This window comes from Nocardioides sp. BE266 (assembly GCF_031457855.1).
Taxonomy (GTDB): Bacteria; Actinomycetota; Actinomycetes; order Propionibacteriales; family Nocardioidaceae; genus Nocardioides.
Window position 1 is genome coordinate 216,342 of the sequence record NZ_JAURTI010000005.1, and the last position, 21,748, is coordinate 238,089.

The 21,748-nt window shown below is 71.4% G+C and carries 21 protein-coding genes and 1 riboswitch; of the genes, 18 read left to right on the plus strand and 3 right to left on the minus strand.

The window, feature by feature from the left end; translation table 11 throughout:
• Window positions 1–16: 16 nt before the first annotated feature.
• Both J2X46_RS16450 and J2X46_RS16455 read left to right on the plus strand, forming a co-directional pair.
• Window positions 17–1,105 (plus strand): hypothetical protein, encoded by a 1,089-nt coding sequence (locus tag J2X46_RS16450; protein WP_310252434.1) that lies wholly within the window; start codon window positions 17–19, stop codon window positions 1,103–1,105.
• A gap of 3 nt (window positions 1,106–1,108) precedes the next feature.
• Window positions 1,109–1,756: a response regulator transcription factor gene (locus tag J2X46_RS16455; protein ID WP_310252436.1), complete on the plus strand. Its 648-nt coding sequence runs from the start codon at window positions 1,109–1,111 to the stop codon at window positions 1,754–1,756.
• 28 nt (window positions 1,757–1,784) lie between these two features.
• On the opposite strand, the gene J2X46_RS16460 is transcribed toward J2X46_RS16455, so the two are convergent.
• Window positions 1,785–2,711 (minus strand): threonine/serine dehydratase, encoded by a 927-nt coding sequence (locus tag J2X46_RS16460; protein ID WP_310252437.1) that lies wholly within the window; start codon window positions 2,709–2,711, stop codon window positions 1,785–1,787.
• A gap of 24 nt (window positions 2,712–2,735) precedes the next feature.
• Window positions 2,736–3,809, minus strand: coding sequence for an SLC13 family permease (locus J2X46_RS16465; protein ID WP_310252439.1), 1,074 nt, complete (start codon window positions 3,807–3,809; stop codon window positions 2,736–2,738).
• A 112-nt stretch (window positions 3,810–3,921) separates the two neighbouring features.
• Here J2X46_RS16465 and J2X46_RS16470 point away from each other — a divergent pair, with 112 nt between their 5' ends.
• A complete protein-coding gene (locus J2X46_RS16470; protein ID WP_310252442.1) occupies window positions 3,922–4,635 on the plus strand; it encodes a hypothetical protein in 714 nt (237 codons plus the stop codon).
• On the opposite strand, the gene J2X46_RS16475 is transcribed toward J2X46_RS16470, so the two are convergent.
• Window positions 4,626–6,137: a sulfatase gene (locus J2X46_RS16475; RefSeq protein WP_310252443.1), complete on the minus strand. Its 1,512-nt coding sequence runs from the start codon at window positions 6,135–6,137 to the stop codon at window positions 4,626–4,628. The genes J2X46_RS16470 and J2X46_RS16475 overlap by 10 nt on opposite strands.
• Window positions 6,138–6,390: 253 nt before the next feature.
• Between J2X46_RS16475 and J2X46_RS16480 the strand changes: the two genes are divergently transcribed.
• The 15 genes from J2X46_RS16480 to J2X46_RS16550 all read left to right on the plus strand — a co-directional run bounded on the left by J2X46_RS16480 (window position 6,391) and on the right by J2X46_RS16550 (window position 21,732).
• The gene (locus J2X46_RS16480; protein ID WP_310252444.1) at window positions 6,391–7,773 is read left to right on the plus strand and encodes a hemolysin family protein; all 1,383 of its coding nucleotides are present in this window, start codon (window positions 6,391–6,393) and stop codon (window positions 7,771–7,773) included.
• Window positions 7,763–8,827: a hemolysin family protein gene (locus tag J2X46_RS16485; protein WP_310252445.1), complete on the plus strand. Its 1,065-nt coding sequence runs from the start codon at window positions 7,763–7,765 to the stop codon at window positions 8,825–8,827. The genes J2X46_RS16480 and J2X46_RS16485 overlap by 11 nt, the downstream gene beginning before the upstream one ends.
• 20 nt (window positions 8,828–8,847) lie before the next feature.
• A complete protein-coding gene (locus J2X46_RS16490; protein WP_310252447.1) occupies window positions 8,848–9,447 on the plus strand; it encodes a CDP-alcohol phosphatidyltransferase family protein in 600 nt (199 codons plus the stop codon).
• Window positions 9,440–10,324, plus strand: a complete 885-nt coding sequence (locus J2X46_RS16495; RefSeq protein ID WP_310252449.1) for a DUF881 domain-containing protein — start codon at window positions 9,440–9,442, stop codon at window positions 10,322–10,324. The genes J2X46_RS16490 and J2X46_RS16495 overlap by 8 nt, the downstream gene beginning before the upstream one ends.
• The gene (locus J2X46_RS16500) at window positions 10,321–10,653 is read left to right on the plus strand and encodes a small basic family protein (RefSeq protein WP_056907793.1); all 333 of its coding nucleotides are present in this window, start codon (window positions 10,321–10,323) and stop codon (window positions 10,651–10,653) included. Before J2X46_RS16495 ends, J2X46_RS16500 begins: the two co-directional genes overlap by 4 nt.
• Complete coding sequence (locus J2X46_RS16505; protein WP_310252452.1) at window positions 10,646–11,428, plus strand: DUF881 domain-containing protein; 783 nt, start codon at window positions 10,646–10,648, stop codon at window positions 11,426–11,428. Before J2X46_RS16500 ends, J2X46_RS16505 begins: the two co-directional genes overlap by 8 nt.
• A 46-nt stretch (window positions 11,429–11,474) precedes the next feature.
• Entirely contained in the window at window positions 11,475–11,861 is a 387-nt protein-coding gene (gene gcvH, locus J2X46_RS16510) for a glycine cleavage system protein GcvH (RefSeq protein ID WP_310252454.1), read from the plus strand.
• A 98-nt stretch (window positions 11,862–11,959) separates the two neighbouring features.
• On the plus strand, window positions 11,960–12,472 hold the full coding sequence (locus J2X46_RS16515; RefSeq protein WP_310252456.1) for an FHA domain-containing protein: 513 nt from the start codon (window positions 11,960–11,962) through the stop codon (window positions 12,470–12,472).
• A 3-nt stretch (window positions 12,473–12,475) separates the two neighbouring features.
• A complete protein-coding gene (locus J2X46_RS16520) occupies window positions 12,476–13,216 on the plus strand; it encodes a MerR family transcriptional regulator (RefSeq protein WP_310252458.1) in 741 nt (246 codons plus the stop codon).
• 45 nt (window positions 13,217–13,261) lie between these two features.
• Window positions 13,262–13,729: a bifunctional nuclease family protein gene (locus J2X46_RS16525; RefSeq protein WP_310252460.1), complete on the plus strand. Its 468-nt coding sequence runs from the start codon at window positions 13,262–13,264 to the stop codon at window positions 13,727–13,729.
• Window positions 13,730–13,968: 239 nt separating this feature from the next.
• Entirely contained in the window at window positions 13,969–14,538 is a 570-nt protein-coding gene (locus J2X46_RS16530) for a MerR family transcriptional regulator (protein WP_310252970.1), read from the plus strand.
• A 105-nt stretch (window positions 14,539–14,643) separates the two neighbouring features.
• A riboswitch (glycine riboswitch) is annotated at window positions 14,644–14,751 on the plus strand.
• A 59-nt stretch (window positions 14,752–14,810) separates the two neighbouring features.
• On the plus strand, window positions 14,811–17,672 hold the full coding sequence (gcvP, locus tag J2X46_RS16535; RefSeq protein ID WP_310252462.1) for an aminomethyl-transferring glycine dehydrogenase: 2,862 nt from the start codon (window positions 14,811–14,813) through the stop codon (window positions 17,670–17,672).
• Between the two features lie 103 nt (window positions 17,673–17,775).
• The gene (locus J2X46_RS16540; protein WP_310252463.1) at window positions 17,776–19,062 is read left to right on the plus strand and encodes a serine hydrolase domain-containing protein; all 1,287 of its coding nucleotides are present in this window, start codon (window positions 17,776–17,778) and stop codon (window positions 19,060–19,062) included.
• A gap of 57 nt (window positions 19,063–19,119) precedes the next feature.
• Window positions 19,120–20,463 carry a glycoside hydrolase domain-containing protein gene (locus tag J2X46_RS16545; RefSeq protein ID WP_310252464.1) on the plus strand — a complete coding sequence of 448 codons (1,344 nt, stop codon included), beginning with the start codon at window positions 19,120–19,122 and terminating at the stop codon, window positions 20,461–20,463.
• A 78-nt stretch (window positions 20,464–20,541) separates the two neighbouring features.
• The gene (locus J2X46_RS16550; protein ID WP_310252466.1) at window positions 20,542–21,732 is read left to right on the plus strand and encodes an SPFH domain-containing protein; all 1,191 of its coding nucleotides are present in this window, start codon (window positions 20,542–20,544) and stop codon (window positions 21,730–21,732) included.
• The last annotated feature ends 16 nt before the right edge of the window (window positions 21,733–21,748 follow it).

The following is a 21,748-nucleotide window of genomic DNA, read 5'->3' on the forward strand; positions in this document are numbered from 1 at the left end:
TGGAGAGGCGGGGTCCATGGCGACAGAAGGCAGTTCCGGAACCAGTAACCCGGCGCAGACCGGCAGCTCGGGTCAGACCTGCACGGATCCGGCTCCTGCCTACGTCACGTTGCAGTGCTTCAACGCCTACGACGTCGCGGTGACCGAGCGGCGCAAGAAGGCGTTCGAGGACATGAAGGCGCGCATGGCCGCGATCACGGGCATCCAGGTCGCCTACGAGGACGCGAAGGCCGCGCAGATGCCCGCGCTCGTCCAGCTGCTCGAAGACCTGAAGGCGATCAGGAAGACCGTCGAGTGCCTGGTCACTGACCAGGACGACCTCCTCGAATGCTTCTGCACGTGGGAGAAGGCGCCGGGTGGCTCGTCGCCGCTACCGATGCCGGACGACCCGTGCCCGATGGCTTCCGAGCGGGATCCCGACGACCTCGAGTCGCTGCGTACCGCGCAGACCGCGATCACCAAGGCGATCGACGCGCGCAAGCGTGCCCTCGACGAGCTGACCGGGCTGCCATCGGGGATCAAGGCGAAGGTCGACCAGCTGGCTGCGAAGGTCAAGGAGCTCAACACCAGGATCTGCGACAAGGTGATCGAGCCCGAACGCGCCTTCGTCATGCAGCTGCACTACCGCCGGGCCTACGTCGATCTCCGCCACCAGCTCACCGATCCGACCACGTTCGTCTGTCGGATCTACGACCTCCTCGACGAGCTCTTCACCCTCTACTCCTATGACGTGTGCGTCGCGGGTGCCATCGCCTTCCTCGAGAAGAAGGCCCAGCTCGCCGACGAGCAAGCCCAGGGCACGGACGCCGAGAGCGCGCTCATCGACGAGGTCCTCCGGTGCGCAAAGCAGAAGGAGCCGACCCCCCCACCCGCCGACGACATGGACGAGGTCGACGAGCTCGACCCGTGTCCCGACGTGCCCGAGCCGCAGCCGGAGCCGCAGCCGGAGCCGCAGCCGGAGCCGCAGCCGGAGCCGCAGCCGACCCCCGAGCCGGACCCCTACGGAGGGGAGGGCGGGAAGGGAGACCAGTCACCGACCCAACAGGCACCTCCGACCGGTGAGGGCGCCCCGCCCTCCGGCGAGCCGACGACGACGCAGAGCTGAGCCGTGGCTCGGGTCCTGCTGTACGCGACGGGCCAGCTGTTCGGCGAGGCCGTCGGCGCGTGCCTGCGGCGCGAGGAGCTGGTTGACGGTGTGGTGGTCGTCCACGACGCGCTGGCCGTCGCCGGGACCGCACGTGGCTCCCAGGTCGACATCGTGCTCTACGACATCACGGCGGGCGGTGCACTCGCCGCGGTGCGCGCCCTGACGGACCAGCTGATGGAGCTACCGGTGGTCGCGCTCACCGCCTCGCCGGACGCCGACGACGTGATCGCGTACGTCGACTCCGGGCTGGTGGCGTGGGTCCCGCGCGACTCCACCCTGGACGAGCTCGTGGGCGTGCTGGCGATGGCGCTTCGAGGCGAGACGTCCTGCGACTCGAGGGTGACGAGGTCACTGGTCGACGAGCTCCGCAGGCGGCGCGAGTCCAGCGAGGTCGTCGAGGCGGCCGAGCTGCTCACCCGGCGCGAGGCCGAGACGGTCCGCCTGATCGAGCAGGGCTACACGAACAAGGAGATCGCGGTCGAGCTCCATCTCAGCGTGGCGACGGTGAAGAACCACGTGCACGCCGTGCTCTCGAAGCTGGAGCTGACGCGACGGGCCCAGGTCGGCGACCTCGTCCGCAGGAAGCCCTGGCTGTTGCGCTCGGCGTGACCGCCGTGCCCTCTACGTCGCCGTCTTCTCAGCCCAGCGTGGCCAGGTCCGTGTTGGCCCCGCAGATGACAACCGCGACCCGTTCGCCTGGCGCGGGCACGTAGGCGCTCGAGAGCAGGGCTGCCATCGCGGTGGCGGCGCCGTGCTCCGAGACGATCCGGTAGTCCTGCCAGAGGCGGGCGCGTGCCTCGATGATGTCGTCGTCGCTGACGAGCACCGAGACTGGTGGCTCGGCCTGCACGGCGGCGAACGCCAGGTCGCCGAGGCGCCGCGCGCCCAGCGAGTCGGCGGCGACGCCGGACACGGCGACGTCGACAGGCGCCCCGGCCTCCATCGCCCGGCGCAGCGTGGGGGCGAGCTCGGGCTCGACCGCCACGACCCGGGCCCGATCGCGTACGGCGGCGGCCACGCCGGCGTACAGCCCGCCGCCGCCCACCGCGACGACGATCGTGTCGATGCCCGGCTCGTCCTCCAGGACCTCCTCGGCCAGCGTGCCGGCTCCGGCGGCCACGTCGGGCTGGTCGTAGGCGTGGGCGAAGGTCGCGCCGCTCTCCTCGCCGAACGCGACGGCGGCCTCGTAGGCCTCGGCGTACTCACGTCCGACGCGGCGCACCTCGGCGCCGTACGCCTCGATGCGCCGGACCTTGACCTCCGGCGCCGCCTCCGGGACGAACACCGTGGCGCGGATGCCGAGCTCGCTCGCGGCGAAGGCCTGGGCCAGCCCGGCGTTGCCGCCGGAAGCGACGACGATGCCGGCGTCGCCGAGCTCACCGCGCTCGAGGGCGGCGAGCTGTCGGTTGAAGGCGCCGCGGGTCTTGAAGACGCCGCAGTGCTGCAGGTGCTCGCACTTGAGCCAGAGGGTGTCGCTCCCGCCCGGTCCCAGCAGGGGAGTACGACGGATGCGCCCCCCGATCCGCTCGCCGGCGGCCAGCACGTCGTCACGGGTGAGGAGCACGACTCCCAGTATCCCGGAGCTGCGTCAGCGGATCGCGAGCGTCGCGGTCGTCACGCAGAGCACGGCGCAGATCGCGCCCCAGCCGGCGAGCTTCAGGAGGGGGACCTCGAGGCCGGCGGAGCGGCAGCGCTGGAGCCAGAGCAGGGTCGCCAGCGACGCCCACGGCGTGACGAGCGCTCCGGCGTTCACGCCGACGAGCGTGGCCACCAGACGTCGTACGTCGTCCGCGGCAGCGGGCTCGACGACCAGGTAGGCCGGCAGGTTGTTCACCAGGTTGGCCGCGAGCGCGGAGGCGCCGGAGAGGTGCAGCAGGTCGAGCGGCCGGGTGCCGGTGCCGACCGCGGGCGCGAGCCAGTCGAGCAGGCCCTCGGTCTGCGCGGCGCGCAGCAGGCCGGCGACGAGCACGAAGGCACCGGCCATCAACCACGGCGGCTTCACCTCGTGGATCATCGACGGCGCCCGCCAGAGCAGTGCTGCTGTCAGGACCACAGCCGAGGCGAGGGCGACCACGGCGGGCTCCATGCCGACCGCGAACAGCGGGCCGACGGCCAGGCAGACCACGCCGGAGATCACCAGCAGGGTGCGGTCATGGGGGTCGGCGGGCGGGTCGACGTCGTACGTCCCGCGGAGCGCGCGGCGCTGGAGGAAGGCGATCAGGAGGAGCGTGGCCACGATGGCGGTCGCCGCAGGCAGCGCCGCCGTGCGGACGTAGTCGCCGTGACTGGCGCCGAGATCCTCGAACCGGTGGACGGCCAGCAGGTTGGTGAGGTTGGAGACCGGAAGCAGCAGCGAGCCGGTGTTGGCGATCCACAGAGTCGTCAGCGCGAACGGCATCGGCGCGATCCCGGTCTGCCGAGCGATCGCCAGGCCCACCGGTGTCAGGAGGACCGCGGTCGTGTCGAGGCTCAGCACGATCGTGCTCACCACGGCCAGCGCTGCGAAGGTCAGCCAGAGCAGGACGACGCGGTGTCGCGCCCGGTGCGCCATCGCATGCGCGGCGACGTCGAAGACGCCGGCCAGCTGGGCGACCTCGGCAGTGACGGTGATCGCGACCAGGAAGACCGCGACCGGCACGACCTGGTGGAGGACCTCGGACACGTGGATCAGGATGACGGCTGGGTGCGACAGCGGCGACAGCGGGGGTTCAGGCTGGCTTCAGCCACGACATCGCAGGCTGGTGTCCGACCAGAGCCCGCACCCGGAGGACGCCATGAGGACCATCCACACCGCACTCCTCGCCGCGGCCGTCACGCTGGTGGGCGGAGTGTCCGCCGCGAGCGTCGGCACGACGCCGCCGACGACCGCGGACCCGGCCGACTTCGACCGGCCGCTCGCCAACGCGTACTTCCCGCTCGTGCCCGGCACCCTCGCTACGTACCGCGGCACGGACGAGGGCCGGCACTTCCGCGAACGCGTCGTCGTCACGGCCCGCACGAAAGTGATCCAGGGCGTCACCACGACGGTCGTGCGCGACGTCGTGCGCCGGGCGGACGGCACGCTCTCGGAGAGGACGGAGGACTGGTACGCCGCCGACGACGCGGGAAACGTCTGGTACTTCGGCGAGGACACGGCGACGTACGACGGGCGCGGGCACGTGGCGAGCCGCGAGGGATCGTGGCAGGCGGGGGTCGACGGTGCCGTCGCCGGCATCATCATGCCGGCGGACCCGGCGCCCACCGACGCCTACCGTCAGGAGTACCTCCGCGACGAGGCGGAGGACCAGGCCTGGGTCGTCGAGCGTGGCGTGACCACCCGAGTGCCGTACGGCGCGGTCCACGACGTGGTGCGCACGTTCGAGTGGAGCCGCCTGGAGAAGGGGGTCGTCTCGGTGAAGCTGTACGCACCGGGGCTGGGCATCGTCCGGGAGCAGGACCTCACGGGCGGTGACGAGGTGTTCGAGCTGGTCTCGGTGCGTCACCGCTGACGGCGGAGGACGGCGACCGGGTCCGGCACGGGGCCGAAGTCCTGGTTGCACGTCCAGCCCGCGCACGCCACGAGCTCGCTGCGGCGCAGCTCGAGGGCAGCGCGGACCTCGGCGTAGGCCGGGTCGTCGATCCGGTTGACCATCTCCTCGGGGTCGAGGAGCCGGTCGTAGAGGAACCCGTCGGCGCCGTCGGTGCCGTAGAGGTACCGGTCGGTGCGCACGCCACGGTGCGACCAGCCGTTGCCCAGCGTGCGTCCGGTCTGGATGAGGGTCGTGTCGCGGAAGGCCTGGGTCTCGCCGTGGAGCGTGGGCACGAGGGAGGTGCCGTCCACCATCCACGCCGGCGTCACGCCGGCCAGCCCGGCGAACGTCGCAGGCAGGTCGACCAGCGTCACCGGAAGGTCGGAGGTGGAGCCCGGCGCGATGCCCGGGCCGCGGACCAGCAGCGGCACCTGGAGCGCCTCGTCGGTCAGCACGTCCTTGCCGACGAAGCGGTGCTCGCCGAGCGAGTAGCCGTTGTCGGAGGAGAAGACGATGTAGGTGTTGTCGAGCACGCCCTGCTCGTCGAGCGTCTGCACCAGCGAGCCGACCGCGCGGTCGACGGACTGCAGCGCCTCGAGGCGGGCGGTGTTCTCGGCCTTCACCTCGGAGGGCTCGACGGGGGAGAGGTGGCGGAGGTACGCCGGCTGGTCGGTGACGTCGTCCTCGTTGAACGCCGGGTCGTCGAACGACGCCGGCCGGTCGTCCTCGAACAGGCCCTCGTCCTGCGGCGCGGCCGGCGGGAGGCCCCGGCCGCCCTCGGGCGAGATCCGGTAGTGGGGCGCGAGGTGCCAGGCGTAGACCACGAACGGGTCACCGGTGGCGGCGAAGTCGCGGATGTCGTCGTTGGCGTGCTTCTCGATCACCGAGGTGATGTAGCTGTCGGTGTAGTCCTGCGGGTCACCGTCACCGGTCATGGTGAAGTCGACGTAGTCGTAGACGCCGCGGGTCAGCGCGTCCCAGCGGGTCCAGCCGGCAGGGCGGACGTCGTTGGGGTGGTAGCCGTTGAGGAACTTGCCGACGAAGCCGGTGCGGTAGCCGGCGTCACGGAACCACGAGCTCGCCTCGTGGGTCGGGTCGAGGGCCTGGAAGCCGCCGTGCACGCCCCGGTTGTGCTGGACGCCGTTGTTCTGGGCGTACTGGCCGGTCGCGAGCTGTGCGCGCGCGGGGCAGCACAGCGGGTGCGGGGAGATCGCGTCGGTGAACTCCATGCCCTGGTCGGCGAGGAGCCGCCGCGTGATCGGCATGTGGTCGAGGTCGTCGTCGCGCATGTCGTCGGTCAGGACGAAGACGATGTTGGGTCGCGACGGCTTCGCGTCCGGCGTACGCGACGGGTTCTGCGTGGTCTGCACGAGGCTGACCGAGTCCGCGCTGCTCGTGTCGCCGTTGGCGGTGACCGTCGCGAGGGTGGCGACCAGCACGACCAGCAGAGCAGCCGTGATCGACTGGGCCCACCCACGCATCTACGCCAATTTCCTTCGCCCGAAGCCTTGAAGGCGCACATACCGCCCCGATGTCGCGCCAAGAGTAGGACGCCGGGCCACCCCTCCCCAAAGCGACACGACGAGTGGGGCGAACCTTGGCCGAACCGCTACTCTGTGGGCTCGCCGACGCGGTGATCCGACGCCGCAGAGACGCCGACGAACAGGAACCCGCAGCACCCGCCATGGAGAGTCAAAGTCCCCGCACGACCGCCCTGACCACCAGGAGCGCGTCGTGACCCCCGTCGTGCTGTTGCTCGTCTCGCTGGCCCTCGTGGCCGCCTGCGGCCTCTTCGTGGCCGCCGAGTTCTCCTTCGTGACCGTGGACCGCCCCACCGTCGACCGCGCTGCCGCCGGCGGTGACGAGGGCGCGCGCGGCGTCCAGCTCGCGCTCCGCTCGCTGTCCACGCAGCTCTCCGGCGCCCAGGTCGGCATCACGGTCACCAACCTCGCGATCGGCTTCCTCGCCGAGCCCGCGATCGCCGACCTGATCGACGACCCGCTGGCCGCGGCCGGCATGCCCGAGGGCGTGGTCACGCCGCTGTCGCTGGGCCTCGGCCTCGCGTTCGGCACCGTGCTGACGATGATCTTCGGCGAGATGGTGCCCAAGAACATCGCCATCGCCCGCCCGCTGCAGACCGCGCGCACCACCCAGGGCTTCATGCGCGGCTTCACGGCGCTGACCAAGGGCCCGATCCGCGCGCTCAACGGCTCCGCCAACCTGATCGTGCGCCGCCTCGGCATCGAGCCCCAGGAGGAGCTGCGCTCGGCGCGGAGCTCGCAGGAGCTCGCCTCGCTCGTCCAGCGCTCCGCCGACCAGGGCACCCTCGACGCCGAGACCGCCGAGCTCGTCGAGCGCTCGGTCGAGTTCGGCACCCGCACCGCCGGCGAGATCATGACCCCCCGCGTCCGTACGACGACGGTCGAGGACGGCGACCGGGTCTCCTCGGTCATCGAGCTCGCCCGCATGACCGGCCACTCGCGCTTCCCCGTGCTCGACCTCGAGGACACCGTGGTCGGCACGGTCCACGTCAAGCACGCCGTCGCCGTGCCGGTGCACGAGCGGGCCACCACCCGGATCAAGCACATCATGGTCAAGCCGGTCGTCGTCCCCGACAGCCTCCGCCTCGACCCGCTGCTCGCGCTGCTGCGCCAGGACGGCTTCCAGATGGCCATCGTCCTCGACGAGTACGGCGGCCACGCCGGCATCGTGACGCTCGAGGACGTCGTCGAGGAGATCGTCGGCGACATCTCCGACGAGCACGACCGTCTCGGCGCTCGCATCCGCCAGCGGCGCGACGGCAGCTGGACCCTCTCCGGCCTGCTGCGCCCGGACGAGGTCGAGGACGCCACCGACATCGAGCTGCCCGACCACGAGGACTACGACACCGTGGCCGGCCTCGTCATGCGCGAGCTCGGCAAGATCCCCGCGCCGGGCGACCGGATCGAGGTGCCGGTCCCCGACCGCAGCGACCCGCACGAGCTGCGCGAGCGGCTGGTCACGCTGACCGTCGAGCGGATGGAAGGCCTGCGCATCGACCGCCTCGACCTCCGCCTCGTGACGCCGGCCGAGACCGCGGCCGACACTGCGGCCGAGGGGGCCGACGATGAACGGTGACCTCTTCGGCGTCGTGCTCGCCGTCGTCCTGCTCGCCTTCAACGCCTTCTTCGTGGGCGCGGAGTTCGCGCTCCTCTCGGCCCGCCGCAGCCAGATCGAGCCGCGCGCCCAGGAGGGCTCACGCGCCGCCCGCACGACCCTGCGGGCGATGGAGAACGTCTCCCTCGTGATGGCCGGTGCCCAGCTCGGCATCACCGTCTGCTCGCTCGGCCTCGGTGCCATCGGCGAGCCCGCGGTGGCCCACCTGCTCGAGCCCGTCTTCCACGGTCTCCACATCCCCGACGACCTGCTGCACCCGATCTCGTTCCTCGTCGCGATGTCGATCGTGGTCTACCTGCACGTGGTGCTCGGCGAGATGGTGCCCAAGAACATCGCGCTCGCCGGCCCCGACCGCGCCGCGCTGGTGCTCAGCCCGCCGATGATGGCCATCGTCACCGTCCTGCGGCCGGTCATCGCGGGCATGAACATGGTCGCCAACGGTGTGCTGCGGACGCTGCGGATCGAGCCCAAGGACGAGGTGAGCTCCAGCTTCACGCGCGAGGAGGTCGCCGCCCTGGTCGAGGAGTCACGCGGCGAGGGCCTGATCGAGGCCGAGGAGTACGACCGGCTCGCCGGCGCGCTCGGCTTCACCGAGAAGTCGGTCGCCTCGATCCTGATGACGCCCGACACCCTTGCGACGGTGACCCCCGGCTCGACGGTGGCCGACGTGGAGGCCCTGTGCGCCTCGACCGGCTTCAGCCGGTTCCCGGTGGAGGCGCCCGACGGCTCGCTGCTGGGCTACCTCCACATCAAAGATGCCCTGGAGTCCGACGACGACAAGCGCTCGCGCGTCATCGAGGGCAAGTGGGTCCGCCCGTTCGCCTCCGTCCACCCCGACGACCTCCTCCACGACGCCCTCGAGAGCCTGCAGGTCAAGGGCGCCCACATGGCGCGCGTGGTGCAGCGCGACGGCGCCGTCATCGGACTCGTCACCCTCGAGGACGTCCTCGAGGAGCTCGTGGGCGAGATCCGCGACGCGGCACACCACGACGTGTCAGGCGCGGACCTCGGTTGAGCGCTGGATAGGGTCGGGACGTGTCCGAGGAAGCGACCCGCATCTGGACCGTGCCCAACGTCATCAGTTTGGTGCGGCTCGCAGGCGTCCCCTTGTTCCTGTGGCTGGTCCTCGGACCCGAGCAGGACGCCATCGCGCTCGCCGTGCTGATGATCGCGGGGTTCACCGACTTCCTCGACGGCTGGCTGGCCCGCCGGCTCAACCAGTACTCCAAGCTCGGCGAGATCCTCGACCCCGTCGCCGACCGTCTGTACATCCTCGCCGTCGTCGTCGGTCTCTTCCTGCGCGACATCATCCCGTGGTGGTTCGCGGTGGCCCTGCCGCTGCGTGACGCCTTCCTCTGGGGCCTGGTCCCGTTCCTGCGCACCCGTGGCTTCTCGTCGCTGCCGGTCCATTTCCTCGGCAAGGCCGCGACGTTCAACCTGCTCTACGCCTTCCCGCTGCTGCTCCTCGGCGAGGGCACGGGCGTGGTCGCGACCCTGGCCCGCAACTTCGGCTGGGCCTTCGCCTGGTGGGGGATCGGGCTGTACTGGTGGGCGGGGGTGCTGTACGCCTGGCAGGTGCGCACGCTGCTGCGCGACACCCCACGTCGTACGTCAGCCGCGACCGACCATGGCTGAGACCCGCGAGCAACCGGCCACCGGGCGCCGGCTCCCCGACCACGTCACCACCCCGCTGCTGACGCTGATCACCGCTCGGTCGATGGACGAGGACTACGCCCACGTCGCCCAGAAGCGTGCGGCGGCGGGGGAGCGGCCGGCGCAGGGCAACCGCCCGCACTGGATCAGCCTGGTGGCGGTGGCCGCACTCGGCATCCTCGGCGCCGTCGTGGCCGCGCAGACCGACCGCGAGGCCGCGGTCAACGAGCTCAGCCGCGCCGCGCTGACCCAGCAGATCGACACCTTGCGCGACGAGGTGCGCGACCTGCAGTCGCAGGTCGCCGAGCTCACCGGCTCGAACCAGTCGGTCGCCGCCGCCAGCACCCGGACCCAGGGGCAGCTCGACGACCTCCAGGCACGGGTACGCCGCTCCGAGCTGACCACCGGCTACACCGCCGTGCACGGCCCTGGCGTGCGGATCACGGTCGACAACAAGCCCGGCGTCGACGTCGACAGCGAGATCCGTGACGAGGACCTCGCGTTCCTCGTCGACGGGCTGTGGGAGGCGGGTGCCGAGGCGATCGCGATCAACGACCAGCGGATCAACCTGCTCGGCGGCATCCGCAACACCAACCGCGCGGTCCACGTCAACGGACGGCCGGTCAACGCCCCCTACGTCGTCTCCGTGATCGGCGACAACCGCACCCTCCAGGCCCGTCTGCTCCAGTCGAGCGAGGGGCAGGAGTGGTTCGCGCTCGTCAACGGCCTCGACTTCGACTACTCGGCGGAGAATGTCGACGACATCCGCCTGCCGGCTGCGCCGCAGCCCGACCTGCGTGATGTGATCGAGCTCAACGCAGATCCCGACGGACAAACAGGAGGGGGGAGCGCGCCGTGATTGCTGCCCTCGGCCTGCTGTTCGGCATCATCGCAGGACTCGTCTTCGCGCCCGACGTCCCGCTGAGCCTGCAGCCCTACCTGCCCATCGCGGTGGTGGCGGCGCTCGACGCGGTGTTCGGCGGCCTGCGTGCCTACCTCGACGGCATCTTCGACGACAAGGTCTTCGTCGTCTCCTTCGTGAGCAACGTCGTCATCGCCGCCGCGATCGTCTACCTCGGCGACCAGCTCGGCGTCGGCGCCCAGCTCACCACCGGCGTGATCGTCGTGCTCGGCATCCGGATCTTCTCCAACGTCGCTGCCATCCGGAGACACGTCTTCCATGCCTGACGACGAGTCCGACTCCTCGGCACCAGCCCCTGACGGCGGGTCCCAGCGCGACGAGCCGGGCCGCGAGCGGCTGCGCGGCGCGCTCCTGAAGCCCTCACGGCGGCAAGCCGTCGTCGCGGTGCTGCTCGCCGTGCTCGGCTTCGCCTTCGTCGTGCAGGTGCGCGACACCAAGGCCAACGACACCTACGCCGGCCTGCGCGAGAGCGAGCTGATCCAGGTGCTCGACGGCCTGACCGGCACCGCGGAGCGCGCGCGGCGGGAGGTCGACCGGCTCGAGACCCGCCGTGACGAGCTCCAGGACGAGACCAGCGCCCGCTCGGCCGCGCTCGACGAGGCCGAGAAGCGGGTGCGCACCCTCAACATCATCGCCGGGCTGGTGCCGGTGTCGGGGCAGGGCCTGCGGATCACGATCACCGAGTCGACCAGCCGGGTGAACGTCGGCTCGCTGCTCGACACCGTCCAGGAGCTCCGCACCGCGGGGGCCGAGGCGATGGAGTTCAACGACGAGATCCGGCTCGGCGCCGACAGCTCCTTCCAGAACGCCGTCGGGGGGATCGAGCTCGACGACCAGCTGCTCGAGCCGCCGTACGTCCTCGACGTGATCGGCGACCCGCACATCCTCAAGACCGCGCTCACCTTCTCGACCGGTCCGGTCGAGACGCTCGAGCTCGAGGACGGGGCGACAGTGGACATCGACGAGCTCGAGCAGGTCGAGATCCGCAGCGTCCGGGAGGCCCCGCGACCCGAGTATGCGGAGTCCGGCACGGGTGAGTAGCCTGCCCGACAGACGACCAGACCCCAGGAACCATCGAGGAGCCACCGTGTATCCGGAGAACCTGAAGTACACCAGCGAGCACGAGTGGGTCCGCACGCCCGGCGAGGCCGAGGGCTCGGTCCGGATCGGGATCACCGACTTCGCGCAGGACGCGCTCGGCGACATCGTGTACGTCTCCCTGCCGCAGGTCGGCGACGCGGTGACCGCCGGGGAGACCTGCGGCGAGCTGGAGTCGACGAAGTCGGTCAGCGACATCTACGCACCCGTCACGGGCGAGGTCGTGGCGACCAACGCCGCCCTCGACCAGACGCCCGAGCTGGTCAACAGCGACCCCTACGAGGCCGGCTGGCTGTTCGAGGTCTCCGTGTCCGACGCCTCCCAGGTCGACGGCCTGATGGACGCCGCGGCCTACCAGGCAGGCCTCGACGGCTGATTCGCCGTCGTTCCTCAGCCAGGGGCTGGTAGGTTCGGAGCAACCGTCAACCTCAACCCTCGGCTGAGGGTTCAGTGTCGATCCGTCGAGGAGTTTCCATGCCGTTCTGCACCGCCTGTGGCAAGCAGAACCCTGACGATGCCCGCTTCTGTGCCCAGTGCGGCACCAAGCTGCTCGGCGGGGAAGACACCGGCGCGACGCCGGTCGAGACCACCGCCACCATCACGTTCGGTGCCCCGGACCAGCGCGAGTCCTCGGACCGCCAGCTGAGTGCGGTCGACGCCGCGGCCGTCGACGCCCTGCCCGCCGGGCACGCGCTCCTCGTGGTGCAGCGCGGACCGAGCGCCGGCTCGCGGTTCCTCCTCGACACCGAGGTGGTGGGTGCCGGCCGCCACCCCGACAGCGAGATCTTCCTCGACGACGTGACCGTCTCCCGTCGCCACGCCGAGTTCCGCCGCTCCGGCCCGGGCTACTCGGTGAGCGACGTCGGCAGCCTCAACGGCACCTACGTCAACCGCGACCGCATCGACTCCGTCGAGCTCAACGACGGCGACGAGGTCCAGATCGGCAAGTACCGCCTCGTCTTCTTCTCGTCCCACCCGGACAACTGATCCGTGAGTGCCTCGACGCCCGCCGGCGCGAGTCGCGGGGCCCGCTTCAACATCGGGCAGGTCCTCGACCAGCTCCGGCCCGACTTCCCCGGGGTGACGATCCCCAAGATCCGGTTCCTCGAGGACAAGGGGCTGGTCAAGCCCGAGCGCACCGCCGCGGGCTACCGGAAGTTCTCGGGCGACGACGTCGCCCGGCTGCGTTACATCCTGCTGATGCAGCGCGACCACTACCTCCCACTCAAGGTCATCGGCGACCACCTCGACGCCATCGACCGGGGGATGGAGCCACCGCCGATCGAGTCGGTGGTGCCGACGGTGCCGAAGGTGGCGCTGAGCGCCGACGGCCTGCCGAGCCCCGAGTCGTTCCGCCGTACGAGCGACCTGCGGCTCTCGCGACGCGAGCTGCTCAAGGTCGCCGACATCTCCGAGGACCTGCTCTCGCAGCTCGAGCAGTTCGGCCTGGTCAGCGCCCGCACCGGCACCGGGCACTTCGACAGCGACGCGCTCGTCGTCGCCCAGACGGCCCGCGAGCTCGCTGACTTCGGCTTCGAGCCGCGGCACCTGCGCGCCTTCAAGACCGCCGCCGACCGCGAGGTCGGCCTGGTCCAGCAGGTCGTCGCACCCCTCGCCAGGGGTCGTGACGCGGCCGCGCGGGGGCGTGCCGAGGACGCCACCTCGGAGATCGCGGCCCTCTCCGTGCGCCTGCACGCGACGCTGGTGAAGGTCGGCCTCGACCGCGGCTGAACGACCTCGCCGCCCCGCCTCACGGCACGTGAGTAGGGTGGTGGCATGCGGGAAATGGACGTCGTCGGTGTCCGTGTCGAGATGCCTTCCAACCAGCCCATCGTGCTGCTGCGCGAGGTGACGGGGGAGCGCTACCTCCCGATCTGGATCGGTGCCGTGGAGGCCACGGCCATCGCCTTCGCCCAGCAGGGGGTCACGCCGCCGCGGCCGCTGACCCACGACCTGATGCGCGACGTGCTCGAGGCCACCGGCCAGCGGCTCGACGAGGTCCGCATCGTCGACATGCAGGAGGGCATCTTCTACGCCCAGCTGGTCTTCGACGGGGGAGCCGAGGTCGGCGCGCGGCCCTCGGACTCGATCGCCCTGGCGCTGCGCACCGGCACCCGTATCGTCTGCGCGGAGTCCGTGCTCGAGGAGGCGGGCCTGGCGGTGCCGGCCGAGCAGGAGGACGAGGTCGAGCGGTTCCGCGAGTTCCTCGACCACGTCTCGCCCGACGACTTCGAGTCCCACTGACCTCACGCGAAACACTCACCCTCAAGTTGAGGTTGAGGGTTGCGACACGCCGACCCGTGGATGGACAAGCCGAAGTCTCAGGCTTACCTTGAACTGTCTCTGTTGTAACTCCACCGCTGTGGTTGTCACCGACGCCGCGGCGGGCCCTTCCCCCCGGGAGTTACCGCACAACGGAGGAAATGACCTGGAGGGTCGCAGTGGCTAGCAACGAGAACGAACAGGGCGCCGACGCCGCCGGGATGAAGGCTGCCGCGGAGGCTGCCGACCTCGCCGAGGAGCAGGGGCTGCTCTTCGACGACGACGTCTCGCCGCTGCCCAGCGACACCGGCTACCGCGGTCCGACCGCGTGCAACGCCGCCGGCATCACCTACCGCCAGCTCGACTACTGGGCTCGCACCGGCCTCGTCGAGCCGAGCGTGCGCGGTGCCGCCGGGTCCGGCTCGCAGCGCCTCTACTCCTTCCGAGACATCCTGATCCTCAAGGTCGTCAAGCGTCTCCTCGACGCCGGCATCTCGCTCCAGCAGATCCGCACCGCCACCGCCCACCTGCGTGAGCGCGGCACCGACGACCTCACCCGCGTGACCTTGATGAGCGACGGCGCCTCGGTGTACGAGTGCACCAGCAACGACGAGGTCATCGATCTGCTCCAGGGTGGCCAGGGCGTCTTCGGTATCGCGATCGGGGGAGTCTGGCGCGAGATCGAGGGCACCCTGGCCGAGCTGCCCAGCGAGCGTGCCGCCGACGAGCCCGCCGCTCCGGTGGAGGGCGACATGCTCGCCGCCCGCCGGGCCGCACGCCAGACCGGCTGACCCTCCGGTCCTGCTCCACACCTCCAGACATCTGGTCCGAAGCCGCCCGCGACACCGGGCGGCTTCGGCCATTTCTGTTGCGTATCGCTAGACTGGGGCCTGCTGACATCCCGTGCGGGAGAGTCACGACGGTCGGGCGAGCAGCCCGTCCGCAGTGCGCCGAAGGGGCAATTCCTCCCGGAACCTCTCAGGCACCCGGACCGCACGGGTTGGCAATCTGGAGGCACCGGCCGACAGAGGGGAGGTCCTGTCAGTGACCTCTAGGAGCCCCGGTGCCCGACGCCACCTCGACCAGCAGCGAGACGACGACCACCCTCGGTGAGTTCGTGCCCCGCCACATCGGACCTGACGACGCGGCCGTCGCGCACATGCTGGCCGCCATCGGCCACGAGTCGCTCGAGTCGCTGATGGCCGCCGCCGTTCCCGGCGGCATCCGCACCGCGGCGTCGCTCGACCTCCCGGACCCGCTCGACGAGGAGTCCACCGCGCGCGCCCTGCGCACCCTCGCCTCGCAGAACAGGCCGGCCGAGGCGATGATCGGCCTGGGCTACCACGGCACGATCACGCCGCCCGTCATCCGCCGCAACGTGCTGGAGGACCCGTCCTGGTACACGGCGTACACGCCCTACCAGCCCGAGATCTCCCAGGGGCGCCTCGAGGCGCTGCTGAACTTCCAGACGGTCGTGGCGGACCTGACCGGCCTGCCCACCGCCAACGCCTCCCTCCTCGACGAGGGCACGGCCGCCGCCGAGGCGATGACGCTCGTACGACGTGCGCAGCGCAACGCGGCCGGTCCGTTCGTCGTCGACGCCGACGCGCTGCCGCAGACCATCGACGTGGTCCGCACCCGCGCCGAGGGCATGGGCATCGACGTCGTCGTGGCCGACCTCAGCGACGGACTGCCCGAGGGCGAGCTGTGCGGCGTGCTGGTGCAGTACCCCGGCGCCTCGGGCGCCGTGGCCGACCCCCGTCCCGTGATCGATGCGGCCCACGAGCGCGGCGCGCTGGCCGTCGTGTCCGCCGACCTCCTCGCCCTCGCCCTGCTCGAGGCGCCCGGCGCCTTCGGTGCGGACGTCGTCGTCGGCTCGTCGCAGCGCTTCGGCGTACCCCTCTTCTACGGCGGCCCGCACGCCGGCTTCATGTCCGTCTCCGCCGGCCTCGAGCGCCACCTGCCCGGCCGGCTCGTCGGTGTCTCGGTCGACGCCGAGGGTCGCCCGGCCTACCGCCTCGCGCTCCAGACCCGCGAGCAGCACATCCGCCGCGACAAGGCGACCTCCAACATCTGCACCGCGCAGGTGCTGCTCGCCGTCGTCGCGTCGATGTACGCCGTCTACCACGGGCCTGAGGGCCTGCGGCGGATCGCGCAGCGCACCCACGTCCACGCCTCGCGCATCGCGACCGCGCTGCGGGCCGGGGGAGTGCAGGTCGTCAACGACACCTGGTTCGACACGCTCACCGTCTCGGTGCCCGGCCGGGCCGGCGAGGTCGTCGCCGCCGCGCGCTCGATGGGCCTCCACCTGCGGCTGATCGACGACGACCACGTCGGGCTGTCCACCTCCGAGCGCACGTCCACCTCGACGGTGGCCGCGGTGCTCCGCTCGTTCGGCGTGGCCGCGGTCGACGAGGCTGACTCGGGGCTGCCCGCCGAGCTCGGCCGCACCACGGACTTCCTCACCCACGAGGTCTTCAACTCGCACCACAGCGAGACGCAGATGCTGCGCTACCTGCACAAGCTCTCCGGTCGTGACTACGCGCTCGACCGCGGCATGATCCCGCTGGGCTCGTGCACGATGAAGCTCAACGCCACCACCGAGATGGAGCCGGTCAGCCTGCCGGGCTTCGCCGACCTGCACCCGTTCGCCCCGGCCCAGGACGCCACCGGCTACCGCGAGCTGGTCGACGACCTCGAGGGCTGGCTCGCCGAGGTGACCGGCTACGACACGGTCTCCGTGCAGCCCAACGCCGGCTCGCAGGGCGAGCTGGCCGGCCTGCTTGCGATCCGCGGCTACCACCGGGCGAACGGCGACCTGGACCGCAACATCTGCCTGATCCCGTCGTCGGCCCACGGCACCAACGCCGCCTCGGCGGTGATGGCCGGGATGAAGGTCGTCGTGGTCAAGGCCTCCGACGACGGCTCGGTCGACCTCGACGACCTGCTCGCCAAGTGCGAGCAGCACGCCGAAACGCTGGCGGCGATCATGGTGACCTACCCCTCGACCCACGGTGCCTACGAGGACACCATCACCGACCTGTGCAAGGTGGTCCACGACCACGGCGGCCAGGTCTACGTCGACGGCGCCAACCTCAACGCCCTGCTCGGCTACGCGCGGCCCGGTGAGTTCGGCGGCGACGTGTCGCACCTGAACCTCCACAAGACGTTCTGCATCCCGCACGGCGGCGGCGGTCCGGGCGTCGGGCCGGTCGCGGTGCGCGAGCACCTCGCGCCGTACCTCCCCTCGCACGCGTGGCACCCCGAGACGGCCAAGCGCGAGGGCATCGGCCCGATCAGCGCGGCGCCGTACGGCTCCGCGGGCATCCTGCCGATCACCTGGGCCTACATCCGGATGATGGGCGCGCAGGGCCTGACCCGCGCGACCGCTGTCGCGGTGCTCTCGGCCAACTACATCGCGCACCGGCTCGAGGAGCACTTCCCCGTGCTCTACCGCGGCCACGGCGACCTGGTGGCCCACGAGTGCATCCTCGACCTGCGCGGCTTGACCAAGGCCAGCGGCGTCAGCGTCGACGACGTGGCGAAGCGGCTGGTCGACTACGGCTTCCACGCCCCGACGATGTCGTTCCCGGTCGCCGGCACGCTGATGGTCGAGCCGACCGAGTCCGAGGACCTCGCCGAGATCGACCGGTTCTGCGACGCGATGATCGCCATCCGCGCCGAGATCGCCCGGGTCGAGGCCGGTGAGTGGACGCCCGAGGACTCGCCCCTGCGCCACGCGCCGCACACCGCCCGCGCGCTGGTCGGCGAATGGGACCGGTCCTACTCCCGCGAGCTCGCGGTCTTCCCGCAGGGCATCGACCCCGACAAGTACTGGCCTCCGGTCGCCCGGATCGACCAGGCCTACGGCGACCGCAACCTGGTCTGCGCCTGCCCGCCGCCGGAGGCGTTCGCGCAGGACTGACTGCTGCCTCTAGGGTCGCTGGCGTGAGCGAGCGGAGCGAGCGAGCCATCGAGCACAGCGTGACACGTGCCTCGTGCGCGCACGGAGCGAAGCGAGTACGTGCATGAGTATTCAGCGCCAGCGACTGCTCGACGTCGCGCAGGCCGAGGGCCGGCTGACCTCCGTGGTCGGCGCGGTCTTCGACCGCTACGGCGCGGTGTGGGCCGGTGGCGCCGGGCAGGCTCCCGGGCTCGACGGGCAGTACCGCATCGGGTCGATCACCAAGACGCTCACCGCGGTCCTGGTCATGCAGGCGCGCGACGAGGGGATGCTCGACCTGTCCGACCCGCTCTCGGCGCACCTGGGCGACGTCGGCTACGGCGAGGCCACCGTCCGCGATGCGCTGGCCCACACCTCGGGCATGCAGAGCGAGCCCCGCGGTCCGTGGTGGGAGCGCAGCCGCGGCGGCGACTTCGCCGCGCTCGCCGCGGCGAACGACGGCGCCGGCCGGGTGGCCGGCCCGGGGGAGTGGTTCCACTACTCCAACCTCGGCTACGGCCTGCTCGGCGAGCTCGTCGCCCGTCGGCTCGGCGCGCCGTGGCGCCACCTCGTCGCCGAACGGCTGCTCCAGCCCCTGGAGATGCGGGCGACGTCGTACCTCCCTCGGCCGGGTGCGCAGCCAGGCTGGAGCGTCGACCACTTCACCGGAATCCGGGTGCACGAGCCGCTGACCGACACCGGTGCCATGGCACCGGCGGGCCAGCTCTGGTCCACGCTGGTCGACCTGGTGACGTGGGGCCAGGTCCTGGGCGGTGCGCGGCCGGAGGTCATCGCCCCGTCCACGCTGGCGGAGATGCAGCAGCCGGTGACCGCCGACTACGGTCTCGGACTGATGCTCGGGCTGCACCCCGGCGGGCGCCTGGTCGGGCACAACGGCTCGATGCCGGGCTTTCTCGCGGCGCTGCACGTCGACCCGGGCAGCGGCATCGGAGCGGTGGTGCTGACCAACGCGACCACGGGCGTCAACCCGCGCGACCTCGCCGTCTCGCTGATCGAGGGCGACCCCGACGCCGACGACGACCGGCCGGCTCCGTGGCGCCCGACGATCGTGCTGCCCGGAGAGGTCCACGGCGTGCCGGGCCTGTGGTTCTGGGGCAACACGGCCTACGACGTGCGCTGGCACAACGACGGACTCGAGCTGCGGGCGATGGCGCGCGGTGGCGTGGTCACCGACCGGTTCGAGCTGGTCGACGGGGAGCTGGTCGGCGTGCTCGGCTACCACCGCGGCGAGACCCTGCACGTCGTACGACGACCGGACGGGACCATCCGCAACCTGGAGTGCGCGACGTTCGTCTACACGCGCACGCCCTACGACCCCGACGTCGAGATCCCAGGCGGCCACCCTCGCTGAGCGGCTCGCAGGCGTCGGCTAGGGTCTGCGCACGCCAACTTCTCGGGGGAGAAACTCATGCGCCTCGGCCCAACCGGTCACGCCCGCGCCCGCACGTCTGTCGTCGTGGCGGTGCTCGTCGCCTTCTGCGCCACCCTGCTCACGGCCGGCAGTGCCGACGCCGCCGAACGACGCAAGGACGGGCTCACCGGCTATGCCTTCGACGCCCGCTGCGCACCGACGCAGGAGCAGATGGACGCGTGGCTGACGTCGTCGCCCTTCTGGGGCGTCGGTGTCTACATCGGTGGGTCGACGCTCTCGTGCCGCCCGACCCCCACTGACCCGGGGCAGCCGCACCTCGACGCCACCTGGGTGGCCGCGCAGCGTGCGCACGGCTGGCGGGTGCTGCCGATCTGGGTCGGACCGCAGGCCTCGTGCCAGACCGGCTACGGCGACCTGATCACCCCGGACCCGACGGGTGCCTACGCGGCCGCCGACGCCCAGGGGCGCGCCGAGGCCTCGGCCGCGGTGGCGCGGGCCGGGGAGCTCGGCCTCCCGTCCCGCACCACGCTCTGGTACGACCTCGAGGGCGGCTTCGACGTGGCGAACGACGACTGCCGTCGCTCGGCCCTCCGGTTCCTGAGCGGCTGGACCTCGCAGCTGCACGCCCTGGGCTTCCGGTCCGGCGTCTACTCGAGCGTCTCGGCCGGCATCCACGCCCTCGACAACGCCGACAACCTCTCGCCCGGCTCCTACGAGATGCCCGACCAGGTCTGGTACGCCTGGTACAACGGCCGCGCGACCGCCGACATCGATCCGCAGTGGGTGCGTGGCAGCACCTGGGCCGGCCAGCGCATCCACCAGTACGAGGCCCACGTCCCGGCGCTCTACGGCGGGGTCCTCCTGACCATCGACCGCAACTACCTCGAGCTCGACGGCGGCTCGCAGCCGCCTCGCTCGTTCCTCGGCTGTGGTCGGACGCGCCTCGACTTCGGCTCCTACCCGCGGCTGAGGACAGGAAGTCGCGGCCCCCGGGTCGCGGCGCTCCAGTGCCTGCTCAGGAAGGGTGCCCGTTACCACTCGAAGCTCGACGGACGCTACGACCGCGACGTCGTGCGGGCGGTGACGAGGTTCCAGCGACGCCACGACCTGCGCCCGACCGGCAAGGCCGACCGTGCCACGTGGACCGTCCTGTTCAGCGCCGGGTCGACGCCGCTGATGAAGGTCGGCTCGGCGGGCGAGTCCGCCCTGCGACTCCAGCGCGCGCTCCGGGCAGCAGGGGCTCGCGCCGTGAAGGCGACCGGCGTGGTCAACGTCCGCACGACCACCGCCGTGTCCCGCCTCCAGCGGCGGGTCGGCCTCGACCCCACCGGCGTCGTGACGCCCGAGACCTGGGCAGCGCTCCAGGCCGGCGAAGGCTGACCGCGATTCACCTGCCCGGGTGCCTCTACGGGCGCTAGTGTTGCCGCCGCCTACTGCATCCACCAGAGGGGAACGGGCATGGGACTCTTCCAGGCTGTCAGCGGAGCCATCGGCGGGACGCTCGCCGACCAGTGGCTCGACTTCTACACCGTCCCCGACGGTCTTCCGGCCACGGCCGCGCTGTTCCCGGCGGTGCGCCGGGACCAGAACGAGGGACGCGGTGCCAACGCGGGCGCGTCCGACGGCGTCATCACCAACGGCTCCAAGATCGTCGTGCCCGAGGGCTACGGCCTGGTGCTGGTCGAGGACGGTGCGTTCACCGGCTTCGCCGCCCAGCCCGGCGGCTACATCTGGGACTCCGAGGAGACCGCCTCGCAGTCGGTCTTCTCCGGCGGCGGCCTGGTCGACTCGATCATCAAGCAGAGCTGGGAGCGCTTCAAGTTCGGCGGCCGCCCCGGCTCGCAGCAGACGGCGATCTTCGTCGCGCTCAAGGAGCTGCCCAACAACAAGTTCGGCACCCAGTCGGAGATCTACTGGGACGACGCGTTCCTCAACACGCAGGTCGGCGCGATCACGCGCGGCACCTACACGCTGAAGATCACCGACCCGCTGACCTTCATCCGCAACTTCGTCTCCGCCGCCGTGATCAGCGGCCACGCCGTGTTCGACTTCACCGACATCGACAACCCGGCCGGTGAGCAGCTGTTCAACGAGGTCGTCGGCTCGCTCGCACCGGCGTTCTCGATGTACACCAACGACCCCGCCAAGGGGAACCGGATCGCCCGCCTCCAGCAGGACTCCATCGGCTTCGCACAGTCGCTCTCGGCCGCCGTCGAGGAGAACTACAAGTGGCGCACCGACCGCGGCCTGGAGATCGTCAAGACTGCGATCATCTCGATCGAGTACGACGAGAACACCCGCGAGCTGCTCAAGAACGTCCAGCGTGCCGACGCACTCTCGGGCTCGCGCGGCAACTCCAACCTGCAGGCCTCGGTCGCCGCGGGCATCGAGTCGGCCGGTGAGAACGCGGGTCCCGGCGGCCTGATCGGCATGGGCATGGCGACCGGCGGCATGGGCCTCGGCGGGCTCCAGCAGCCTGCCGGCCAGCCCGCCGCGCCCGCCGCCCCGGCTGCTGCCCCGGCGGCACCTGCGGCCCCGGCCGCGGACGACCCCGTGGCGGTGCTCAAGCGGGCCAAGGAGATGCTCGACGCCGGCCTGATCACCCAGGAGGACTACGACGCGGCGAAGGCGAAGGCGCTCGGTCTGTGACCCACGAGGAACACGT

Coding starts and splice junctions, on each gene's coding strand:
- J2X46_RS16530 (WP_310252970.1), top strand. CDS start 13,969: ATGAAGGCTGCCGCGGAGGCTGCCGACCTCGCCGAGGAGCAGGGGCTG.
- J2X46_RS16540 (WP_310252463.1), top strand. CDS start 17,776: ATGAGTATTCAGCGCCAGCGACTGCTCGACGTCGCGCAGGCCGAGGGC.
- J2X46_RS16550 (WP_310252466.1), top strand. CDS start 20,542: ATGGGACTCTTCCAGGCTGTCAGCGGAGCCATCGGCGGGACGCTCGCC.
- J2X46_RS16470 (WP_310252442.1), top strand. CDS start 3,922: ATGAGGACCATCCACACCGCACTCCTCGCCGCGGCCGTCACGCTGGTG.
- J2X46_RS16545 (WP_310252464.1), top strand. CDS start 19,120: ATGCGCCTCGGCCCAACCGGTCACGCCCGCGCCCGCACGTCTGTCGTC.
- J2X46_RS16525 (WP_310252460.1), top strand. CDS start 13,262: ATGCGGGAAATGGACGTCGTCGGTGTCCGTGTCGAGATGCCTTCCAAC.
- J2X46_RS16495 (WP_310252449.1), top strand. CDS start 9,440: ATGGCTGAGACCCGCGAGCAACCGGCCACCGGGCGCCGGCTCCCCGAC.
- J2X46_RS16475 (WP_310252443.1), bottom strand. CDS start 6,137: ATGCGTGGGTGGGCCCAGTCGATCACGGCTGCTCTGCTGGTCGTGCTG.
- J2X46_RS16505 (WP_310252452.1), top strand. CDS start 10,646: ATGCCTGACGACGAGTCCGACTCCTCGGCACCAGCCCCTGACGGCGGG.
- J2X46_RS16450 (WP_310252434.1), top strand. CDS start 17: ATGGCGACAGAAGGCAGTTCCGGAACCAGTAACCCGGCGCAGACCGGC.
- J2X46_RS16485 (WP_310252445.1), top strand. CDS start 7,763: ATGAACGGTGACCTCTTCGGCGTCGTGCTCGCCGTCGTCCTGCTCGCC.
- J2X46_RS16515 (WP_310252456.1), top strand. CDS start 11,960: ATGCCGTTCTGCACCGCCTGTGGCAAGCAGAACCCTGACGATGCCCGC.